The following is a 9,675-nucleotide window of genomic DNA, read 5'->3' as shown; positions in this document are numbered from 1 at the left end:
GGTGGCAGTGATGTTCCATTACGGCAGGTTAAACATGGGGTTATGAGTCTCCCACCATGATCGAGGAAGACCCTGCCGAACCAGTCGTCGTGATGTTCGGTATCTCGCTGTGTGTCAGACGGGCAGGGAGGTATCCCTGCCTGCGCTTCTATCTGGTTCCTCAAAAAAATGAAGCGGTAAAAGTCTGTAACGGCAAAGGGTTATATTTTTTTATCATAGATAAATGTTATGGAACTGTAAAAAACGCTTGCCAACGCAGGGCATTTTATTGCAATGTCATCTTACTGACATCAACCTGCGTTATTTTCTCGGGGTGATGAACGGGAGTTCTAATACGGTCAATAATTATTCCGTGGAATAGTGGAATAGTTGTTGCCACAGTGAGGAACGCACATGGTAATGTCCTTTTGGGGACCCAATCAGCAACTTCTGACATGTCGTTTTCAATATCACCTCTGCTGTCGCCGTCATCAAACGCGATGGTTGATAAAGGGAGGTGAGGGGCTAACTCCCCGTGTGAATTTCTCCCGCAATTCGTCTTGTCTTTATTCTTCTCTATCGCTTCACCGTTTTTTATCCCTCGCGCCCACTTTGCGGGACGATATTATCGTCCGCCGCTGTTATTGGCGGTACGCTACTCATGTCTCCAGTATCGACTTAATAAGGAAGCCAACCTCGTTTGTGAGTGAAACGTCACGCACAGTGGTTATGTGCGGTAAGTGAAACAAACTGTAAGGTGCCATTATGGGAAAACAAAAAGCAGTGATCAAAGCGCGTCGTGAAGCTAAACGCGTTATTCGTCGTGATTCACGCAGTCATCGTCAGCGTGAAGAAGAATCGGTCACTTCTCTGGTTCAGATGGGGGGAATTGAGGCTATCGGTATGGCGCGAGAAAATCGCGATACGTCACCGATCGCCGCGCGTACTATCTCCCAGGAGCATTACTTGTCTGCGATAGAAAATAAACAGTTAATCTTTGCCACCGGTGAGGCGGGGTGTGGCAAAACGTTTCTCAGTGCGGCCAAAGCGGCTGAAGCGCTGATTCATAAAGAGGTTGAAAGGATAATTGTTACCCGGCCGGTGTTACAGGCTGATGAGGATCTTGATTTTTTACCTGGTGACATTACTGAGAAGTTCGCTCCCTATTTCCGCCCGGTATATGACGTATTGCAGCGGCGTCTTGGCGCATCGTTTTTGCAATACTGTTTACGCCCGGAGATCGGAAAAGTGGAAATAGCACCGTTTGCCTATATGCGAGTGCGCACATTTGAAAATGCCGTGGTAATTCTTGATGAAGCACAGAATGTCACGGTAAATCAGATGAAGATGTTCCTGACCCGTCTGGATGAAAATGTCACGGTGATTGTCAACGGGGATATTACGCAATGTGATTCACCCGTTGGGGTGAAATCCGGTTTGCAGGATGCATTGGATCGTTTTCAGGACGATGACATGATTGGCATTGTTTCTTTCCGCACATCGGATTGCGTCCGCTCGCCATTGTGCCAGCGCACTCTGTTCGCCTATAACTGATACCTTCTGCCGTCAATGTAGTGGCTTACGCTGACGGCAGTTTTTCCTCTCTCGCTATTCGGTCATCCGCTCCTACGCTGATACACCTGTACGTCTGAAACGCCAGCGTCTTTTTTCTGTCATCACGCCGTCGCATTGCTTTCTTACCCTACGGATTCCGATATAAAGTCCCAAAGAGGATGCCCGTATGTTTCTGTCTTTCCTGCTTTATTGGCAGGCAGTTTTTACACGCCTGTCCTCCCCACTGTGCTATCTCACGTTGCTGCTATGGCCACGCCGGGTTGCACAAAACGTCTCTCGTGTATTGCGTGGAGCGGAGCGATGAACCGCTCGGTTGATATCACGGTTAGCGGCCTTTGCTTTCACATTGCGCAGCAACCGATTCTGCGTGACATCGATCTGAACGCTCCTGCCGGCACGGTACTTGCGTTGCTAGGCCCATCCGGTTGTGGCAAAAGCACGCTGCTTAAACTGCTGGCAGGGCTACTGCAACCGACGGGTGGCAGCATTGTCTTCGGTGGCGTTCGGGTCGCCGAGGCGCGTTTTAGCGCACCGCCGGAGCAACGTGATTTAGGGATGTTGTTTCAGGACTATGCGTTGTGGCCGCATATGGCGGTGCGTGAGAACGTTGCCTTTCCGCTGAAGATGCGCAGCCTCAATGCGGCGCGCCGTAAAGAGAAAACGGATGCCGCTTTGAAGCGTGTTGGGCTGCACTCCTTGGCCGATCGCTACCCCTCCGCATTGCCGGGCGCTCAACAGCAGCGTGTCGCTTTGGCGCGCGCGGTGGTGGCCGAGCCGCGGATTCTGCTGTTCGATGAACCGCTTTCCAATCTTGATCGCGATCTGCGTGAGTCACTCAGTAAAGAGATGTCGGCATTACTTCGCCAGTTAGGTACGACCACGGTATATGTCACGCACGATCGCGAAGAAGCGAACACCATGGCAGATGCGATTGCCACGTTATCCACAGGCCAACTGGTCTCTGTTTCCACCTTAAATGCAGAGTAGGGGAGTTATACGATGAACATGAACACAGTAAATCTCAGTACAGTTTACCCCAGTAAAAAGTTAACATCAGGAGTATTAACAGGTATGGCGCTTTCTTTGGTCATGGCAAGCAGCAGTGCGCTGGCATTGACGGTGTATACCGCAGGGCCAGGATCGTTAAGCAGCAAGCTGGCTGCCGGATTTGAAAAGAAAACCGGCGTTAAAGTTGATATTTTTCAAGCCACCAGCGGCAAAGTAATGGCCAGGCTGGACGCCGAACAAGCGAACCCGCGTGCGGATGTGTTGATCTCCGCCTCCTGGGATACTGCCACGGATTTGCAGCAGCGTGGCTGGCTGCTGGCCTATTAAAGTAAAAATGCAGCTCAGGTACCTGCACCGTTTAAAACCCCTTATTACGTCGCTCAGGGCATTTCTGCGTTGGGGATTGTGTGGAACAGCAAAAGTGGTACTCCAGAGCCGAAGGATTGGCAGGATTTGGCTCAGCCTGCATTCAAAGATAAGGTGACAATGCCCGATCCGGCACTCTCAGGTGCTTCGCTAGATCTGATTATCGGTTTACAAAATGCACAAGGTGAGAACGCCTGGAAGCTGTTTGATGCCTTGAAGAACAAAGGGATGATCGTGGCGGGCCCTAACGCGCAAGCGTTGACGCCGGTATTGCAGGGGGCCAAGGCTGCCGTGTTTGGCGCGGTGGATTACGTGGCCTATAACAGAGTTGAGCAAGGTGAATCGATCAAGGTGATTTTTCCCACCAGCGGTACGGCGATTGCGCCGCGTCCGATGATGATCCTGAAAAGCAGTCAGCATCAGGAGCAGGCAAAAGCGTTTGTCGATTATGTGCTCTCACCCGCAGGGCAAGAGGCGGTTGCAGAGGCCTGGTTGATGCCTGCGCGTCAGGATATTGATGCCAAACGTCCCCTGTTTAAATCCCTGACATTACTCCCGGAAGGGGATGCCGCCAGCACTTCACGTAACGCTATTCTGGCGCGTTTTGCGAGCCAGTTCGGGCAACGTTAAGGATTAACAGCGCCAGCGCAATGCTGGCGCAGGAGAAAACATGAGAGGTTTTGCATTATTGCCACTGGTTACGGTGGCAATACTTTTCGTGCTGGTGGGTATTCCCGTTATCTTTGTCGTGCTGCAAGCGGTTTTTCCGGGGCTGGGTGAAGGCTCAATGCGTGAACCAATGAGTGCATTTATCGCCGTGGCGCAGGATCCCCGCCTTGGCCGGTTGATCTCTAATACTTTCGGCATTGGTATTGATGTTGCATTGCTAAGTGGCTTATTGGGGATAACGTTGGGAACCTTACGCGGGTTGTTCCATATTCCCTGTGCCCGAGTGTGGGATTTGTTATTTCTGATCCCCTTTTTGATCCCTCCGTATATTTCGGCCCTGTCATGGATGCTTGCACTGCAAGCGCGCGGTTATCTGGAACAGATTTTCTCGTTCAAGTTTAATGCGCTGCTGTTCTCATTACCGGGTATGGCGATAGTGATGGCATTAAATATTTTCCCTGTGGTCTATTTTGCCGTCTCGCGCAGCATGGCGAGTCACGGTGGGCGTATTGCGGATGTTGCCCGGGTACATGGCGCGGGTCCGTGGGCGGCATTTTTCCGTGTTACATTGCCGCTGGCATTGCCTGCGATTGCGGCCAGTTGTCTGCTGGCGTTCGCGCTGGCAATCGAGGAGTACGGCGTGCCTGCTGCGATAGGCCTGCATGCGGGGATTCAGGCATTGACCACCGGGATTGAGCAAAGCCTTGCAGATTGGCCTATCGATCTTTTAGGTGCAGCGGTGCTGTCGTTGTTGTTGGTTGCATTGGCATTGACGGCCTACACCGTTCAGCGCGCACTCACTGCGGGAAAAGACGTTGGCACCATTACCGTGAAGCCAGCGGCTATTGTGATTTGCGATCCGGGGCGCTGGACGCTGCCCTTCGTGACGCTGTTCTCCAGCGTGGCGGTGATTGCTGTAGGCATTCCGGTGAGCACCATGCTGGTAACCGCCTTTTCCGGCACCCTATCCGGTGGGTTATCTGCGGACAATGTGACACTAAGACATTTTAGTGAAGTGCTGAACAATCAAAATCAGGCGCTAAGTGCGCTCTTAAGCAGAATGGGGTTAGCCAGCGACACTGCATTACTGACGGGGATTGTTGGAACGCTGGTGGCCTGGCTGGTGACGGTAAGGCGTGTCCGCGGTGCGGCGCTACTGGATGGCCTCTCGCTATTACCTGTGGCGCTTCCCGGCATTGTGGTTGGCGTGGGGCTGATATTGGCCTGGAACCGAAGCTTTTGGCCGATTACGCCCTACAACTCATGGGCGATTCTCCTGTTGGCGTACAGTTGCTTGTTGTTGCCTTATCCCATCCGCTATGTGAGTGCGGCATTGCGTCAACTTGGCCCCAACCTGGAAGCTGCCGCCCGCGTTCACGGCGCCTCGACGTTAAGGGCATTGCGCTAGGTGGTGGCACCGCTTGTCTTCCCCAGCTTGCTGGCGGCGATGCTGCTGGTGTTTGCCGTTGCCGTTCGTGAGCTGGTGACCTCATTGCTCTTGGCTCCGGCGGGTGTGCAAACCACAGCGATCTTTATATGGCGACAGTTTGAGCAAGGGTCTGTAGGGCAGGGAATGGCGATGGCAACGGTGGCAATGACGGTAAGTCTTGCAACCATGCTATTGGGGATTCATCTGCATCAGCGTTTTCAGCCGGGAGAATGAGAATCTGGCTGTAAGCTAAAAGCAAAAACGCCCCTGATTGCTCAGGGGCGTTCTTTTATATGGCGGTGAGAGAGGGGTTCGAACCCTCGATACGCTTTCACGTATACACACTTTCCAGGCGTGCTCCTTCAGCCACTCAGACACCTCACCGGGGTTGCCGTTCAAGGGCAACGGGGCGGTACTATAGGGAGTCGGCCGCTTTCGGTCAAGCAGAATTTTATGGATTTCACGCATCTGATTACACAGTGAACGCCTGAGGTGATACGGGCTGAATGGAATGCGATAACTCGGTGACTGACGCGCGAAAAGTGCAGATTGACGCATAAAAAAACCGCAGGTGTTTCCACCCGCGGCTGATAAATCGACACTGTAACTTTCCCTATAGGGAAATTATGCCAGCAGCGATTTGATAAAGCTGGTCAGCGCTGCATCTTTGCTGTTGGCAAAGAAGTATTCCTGGAATTTAGGACCAGAAATAGCACCTTTAACCAGATCCTGATCCAGACCTTTCAGGATGGATATCAGATCGTTATAGGTAACTTCTTTCACTGCGTCCAGGATCTTCTTGTTACGCTGTTGAGGAACAACGTGGTCGCTCGGGTAGCCACGGCCACCTTCTTCTTTGAACAGTTGAGTGAACAGGTTTTCCAGGTTCAGCTCAGCGCCCCAACCGAAGCCTTTGGCATACGGCAGAGAAACGGCGTTACCGTTGTTGATCTGGGAGAACAGGTACGCATCGGACGGGTCAACAACCAGACCACAGATCACGCCCGGGAAAGAGTTACAGGCCAGCATCTCGCCCTGACCAGTACCGCAACCGGTTACCACGAAATCAGCAGCACCAGAGTTCAGCAGGATAGCTGCCAGAATACCGTTCTGGATGTAGGTCAGTTGTGCAGCGTCATCAACGGTGTACTGACCGTAGTTGTATACGGTGTGACCTTGCGGTACAACGGCTTTAGTCAGCGCTTCGGCAATGATAGCGTTCTTGGCAGCCTGGCTGTTCTCGTTAATCAATGCAATTTTCATGTTCGTTTCTTTATTGTGACGGACAAACACAAATAATAAAACACTATTTCACTTAGATGTGTGCAGTATACCTTGTCAAAATAAAGCGCAAACCATCCCAGCGCAGAATTGCCTTTGCAGTGGTAAAACCGAGCCTAGGCCACATTTTCATTGTTATACATTACCTGACAAACAACGGGCAGAAGAGGCTCTACTATGCATAGATACAGGTAATGTTCGCCTGACGTGCACTGATGATAATGATACCGACAACGATAACGGGGAGACGGCAATGAGCCAATGGATGCAGCAGATACAAACGCTCCTGGGGGCTGCGAGAGCAAAAGCGGGTTCGGCAGCGAGCAGCGCTAAAAATGGCAATCTGGGCGATATGCTCAAACCTGCGGCGTTTAGTGGCTTGGCAGGGGTGCTGTTGGCGAACAAATCAACAAGAAAGATGCTGGGGTCTCTGGGCAAAAATGCCTTGATCATTGGTGGAAGCGCTGCTGCTGGCGTCATGCTGTGGAACCAATACAAAAAGCGTGTACGCGATACTCACATCGAGAATGCTGATTTTGGCGTTCAGTCATCCAGCGACAACATGCGCGCCTGTCGTTTGATCATGGCATTGGTGTTTGCGGCCAAGAGTGATGGGCATATTGATGCCACAGAACAGCAACGCATAAAAGAGAACGTTCATGAACTTCAACTGGGTGCAGAAGCTGAAACCTGAATACAAGACGCTATCGACCAACCGCTGGATCCTGCACTGTTAGCGAATGGGGTTAAGAATGAGGAAGAAGCGCTGGAGGTCTACTTTTTAAGCTGTGCGGTGATTGATGTCGACCACTTTATGGAGAAAAGCTACCTCAATGCTCTGGCACAGGAACTGAAAATTCCGGCAGACGTTTGCGCGTCGATCGGTAATGAAGTGCAGACAACACGAGCCGCATTGTAGCTGCGCGGAGAGAACGTGGACGGCGGGAAAACCGTCCACATGTAGCGATTAGAACGCGGTGGTATCTTTGAACAGGCCCACTTTTAATTCGTCAGCGGTATAGATCTGCTTTCCATCAACCAACACTTCACCATCGGCAATTCCCATCACCAAACGGCGATTGATAAAGCGCTTGAAGTGAATACGGTAGGTGACTTTTTTAGCCGTTAGCAATACCTGACCGGTGAATTTCACTTCACCTACCCCCAGCGCACGGCCTTTACCTTCACCGCCCAGCCAGCCCAGATAGAACCCGACCAGCTGCCACATGGCATCCAATCCCAGGCAGCCTGGCATCACCGGATCGCCGATAAAGTGGCAACCAAAGAACCACAGGTCAGGCGTAATATCCAATTCTGCTTCGACATAGCCTTTGCCATGATTACCGCCGTCTTCCGTCATTTTGACGACACGGTCCATCATCAACATGTTCGGGGCAGGCAACTGTGGGCCTTGAGGGCCGAACAGTTCACCACGGCTAGAGGCAAGAAGGTCTTCTTTCGTATAAGATTCGAGTTTATCTACCATATTCTCAGTAAGCCTTATTCTAGTTAAGCACGCAGGTTAGCTTACACCTGTAAGCTGAGCAACCCAGAAATATCTGGTTAAACCAGTTTCTCACCGAAAAAACCACGGGAAGCGGCGTCGCTCCGGCGGTGAGAATTGCGCAATACGTTCTTTGATCAAGCCTAACAGATTCGGCTGTTGTTCATCGTCATAGAGCATATTGGTTAATAACGTGATGGCTTCCGGCACCGTTTCCACTGGAATGATGTGGAATTGTCCGGCTCGAACGGCCTCAACCACATCAGCATTCAGACTCAAGTGACGAAGATTGGCCGCTGGAATAATGACACCCTGATTGCCAGTGAGTTCTCGTCGCTGACAAATTTCAAAGAAGCCTTCAATCTTCTCATTGACGCCGCCAATGGGTTGCACGCGGCCAAACTGATCGACCGAACCGGTGATCGCGAGTTGCTGATTAATCGGTTGCAGTGATAATGCACTGATTAATAAGCACAGTTCTGCCAGCGACGCACTGTCACCATCAACTTCACTGTAGGATTGCTCAAACACCAGCGATGCAGAGAAGGGCAACTGTTGTTCCAGCTCCAGTTCGGAAATCAGAAATGCCTGCATGATCATCATGCCCTTGGAGTGTAAATTACCTGCCAGTTCTGCTTTGCGATCGACATCGGTAAATTCGCCATCGCCAGGGTGAACCACACAGCTAATGCGAGTGGGCTCACCAAATGCCACCGGATGACCAGGATATTCGAGTACCGAGAGTCCGTTAATTTGACCAACGACTTCGCCCTCAGTTTCTATCACTATCTGTCCCAGCTCAATTTCGTCATGCATACGCTTTGCCAGATAGCCTTCTCGCCAGCGTTGGGCGGCGATCGCCTCCGTGATGGTTTGAGCGGTGATATGCGCTTCCTGAGCGTAAATGGCAATGTGCTTGAGCTGATGCGTAAGCCATTGCGGACAAAGCGGCAGGCTGCCCTGATCGCCACTGTAACGCACGGCTAATTGCAGCAATGAAGGCCAGGCATCTGCCGTGAGCAAGGGGAGATGATTGGCGGTGCATAATGCATTAATGTATGCACACCAGCGCGACATATCATCTTCGTCAATCAGCGGCAATTCGGATTCAAATTCACCGTAAACGGCCAGGTCACGCAGGTCGGGTTCAATATCGTGTAGATCGCCAAGGCTTTCGCGATCGCCGACCACGATCAGCCGAATGTTCATAGGCATCGGCGGAATGGTGAGGGGTAAAGGACGCCTTTCATCAGGTGAAAACCAATGATATTGGCCTTCTGCAATAATTTGTTTCAGGCGTAACCACAGTAATGGCTGTGCTAACAAGGTTCGTGCGGTCAGGATCAACGTGCCGCCATTGATACGATGTAATAAGCCGGGTTGCAGGCTGATGCGTTCCTTAAAATAACGGACACAGCCGAATAACTGTTCTGCTTCGATCCATGCCTGGAATTCGCATGCCTGCTGGGCCGCGAAATTATCGTCAAGTTGCTGCGCCGGTTGAATCTCAACCCGATCGTGCTCAATACGATAACGGCTACCGTGAGGGGCTGAGATCGGTGGGCACAGATGCCTTACCGCCCCTGTAATAAGTGCGAGGTAATCATGGGTCTCTTCTGCCTTCACCAACATATAGGGCGACGGTGAGCGCGGATGGCAAAATACCTTCAGGCTATCCGCCAGTCGGGGCTGAAGCGCAGCAAAATCCAGCGATTCAAGCTTGTCTGCCCGATCGAACAGAGACTGGTAAGGCGTATGGTCGGGCAGCAGATGCTGCCATGCAAGTTGGTTACTGGTCAAAGTATCAAAGGTAGTTGTCTGAATGAAGAGCGTGATTATACAAGAATAATACCTGCTGCACAGA

General features: G+C 51.6%; 5 protein-coding genes, 1 tRNA gene and 3 pseudogenes. 5 read left to right on the top strand and 4 right to left on the bottom strand.

From position 1 onward, the window contains the following. The first annotated feature begins 744 nt into the window (after positions 1–744). The 4 genes and pseudogenes from phoH to CS369_RS21405 all read left to right on the top strand — a co-directional run bounded on the left by phoH (position 745) and on the right by CS369_RS21405 (position 5,260). Positions 745–1,533, top strand: coding sequence for a phosphate starvation-inducible protein PhoH (gene phoH, locus CS369_RS21420; protein ID WP_196908627.1), 789 nt, complete (start codon positions 745–747; stop codon positions 1,531–1,533). A gap of 321 nt (positions 1,534–1,854) precedes the next feature. Further along, positions 1,855–2,541, top strand: coding sequence for an ABC transporter ATP-binding protein (locus CS369_RS21415; protein ID WP_196908626.1), 687 nt, complete (start codon positions 1,855–1,857; stop codon positions 2,539–2,541). A gap of 84 nt (positions 2,542–2,625) precedes the next feature. Then, positions 2,626–3,558: pseudogene (locus CS369_RS21410) on the top strand (ABC transporter substrate-binding protein). 40 nt (positions 3,559–3,598) lie between these two features. Further along, positions 3,599–5,260: pseudogene (locus CS369_RS21405) on the top strand (ABC transporter permease). 60 nt (positions 5,261–5,320) lie between these two features. Here the strand turns inward: CS369_RS21405 and CS369_RS21400 are convergent. Next, positions 5,321–5,410, bottom strand: a tRNA-Ser gene (locus tag CS369_RS21400). A 240-nt stretch (positions 5,411–5,650) separates the two neighbouring features. Beyond that, positions 5,651–6,289, bottom strand: a complete 639-nt coding sequence (locus CS369_RS21395; protein WP_196908625.1) for an RpiB/LacA/LacB family sugar-phosphate isomerase — start codon at positions 6,287–6,289, stop codon at positions 5,651–5,653. A 271-nt stretch (positions 6,290–6,560) separates the two neighbouring features. On the opposite strand from CS369_RS21395, the pseudogene CS369_RS21390 reads away from it, so the two are divergent. After that, positions 6,561–7,226 (top strand): annotated as a pseudogene (locus tag CS369_RS21390) (tellurite resistance TerB family protein). Between the two features lie 48 nt (positions 7,227–7,274). On the opposite strand, the gene fabA reads toward CS369_RS21390, so the two are convergent. After that, on the bottom strand, positions 7,275–7,793 hold the full coding sequence (gene fabA / locus CS369_RS21385; RefSeq protein WP_196908624.1) for a bifunctional 3-hydroxydecanoyl-ACP dehydratase/trans-2-decenoyl-ACP isomerase: 519 nt from the start codon (positions 7,791–7,793) through the stop codon (positions 7,275–7,277). Between the two features lie 90 nt (positions 7,794–7,883). After that, a complete protein-coding gene (locus CS369_RS21380) occupies positions 7,884–9,611 on the bottom strand; it encodes a Lon protease family protein (RefSeq protein ID WP_196908623.1) in 1,728 nt (575 codons plus the stop codon). Positions 9,612–9,675: the final 64 nt, after the last annotated feature.

The organism is Candidatus Symbiopectobacterium sp. 'North America' (genome assembly GCF_015762685.1).
GTDB lineage: Bacteria > Pseudomonadota > Gammaproteobacteria > Enterobacterales > Enterobacteriaceae > Symbiopectobacterium.
This window is presented reverse-complemented; position numbering and strand designations above follow the sequence as displayed.

Bases quoted from the DNA above. Each gene is read 5' to 3' on its own strand.
- CS369_RS21395 (WP_196908625.1), bottom strand. From the start codon at position 6,289: ATGAAAATTGCATTGATTAACGAGAACAGCCAGGCTGCCAAGAACGCT.
- fabA (WP_196908624.1), bottom strand. From the start codon at position 7,793: ATGGTAGATAAACTCGAATCTTATACGAAAGAAGACCTTCTTGCCTCT.
- phoH (WP_196908627.1), top strand. From the start codon at position 745: ATGGGAAAACAAAAAGCAGTGATCAAAGCGCGTCGTGAAGCTAAACGC.
- CS369_RS21415 (WP_196908626.1), top strand. From the start codon at position 1,855: ATGAACCGCTCGGTTGATATCACGGTTAGCGGCCTTTGCTTTCACATT.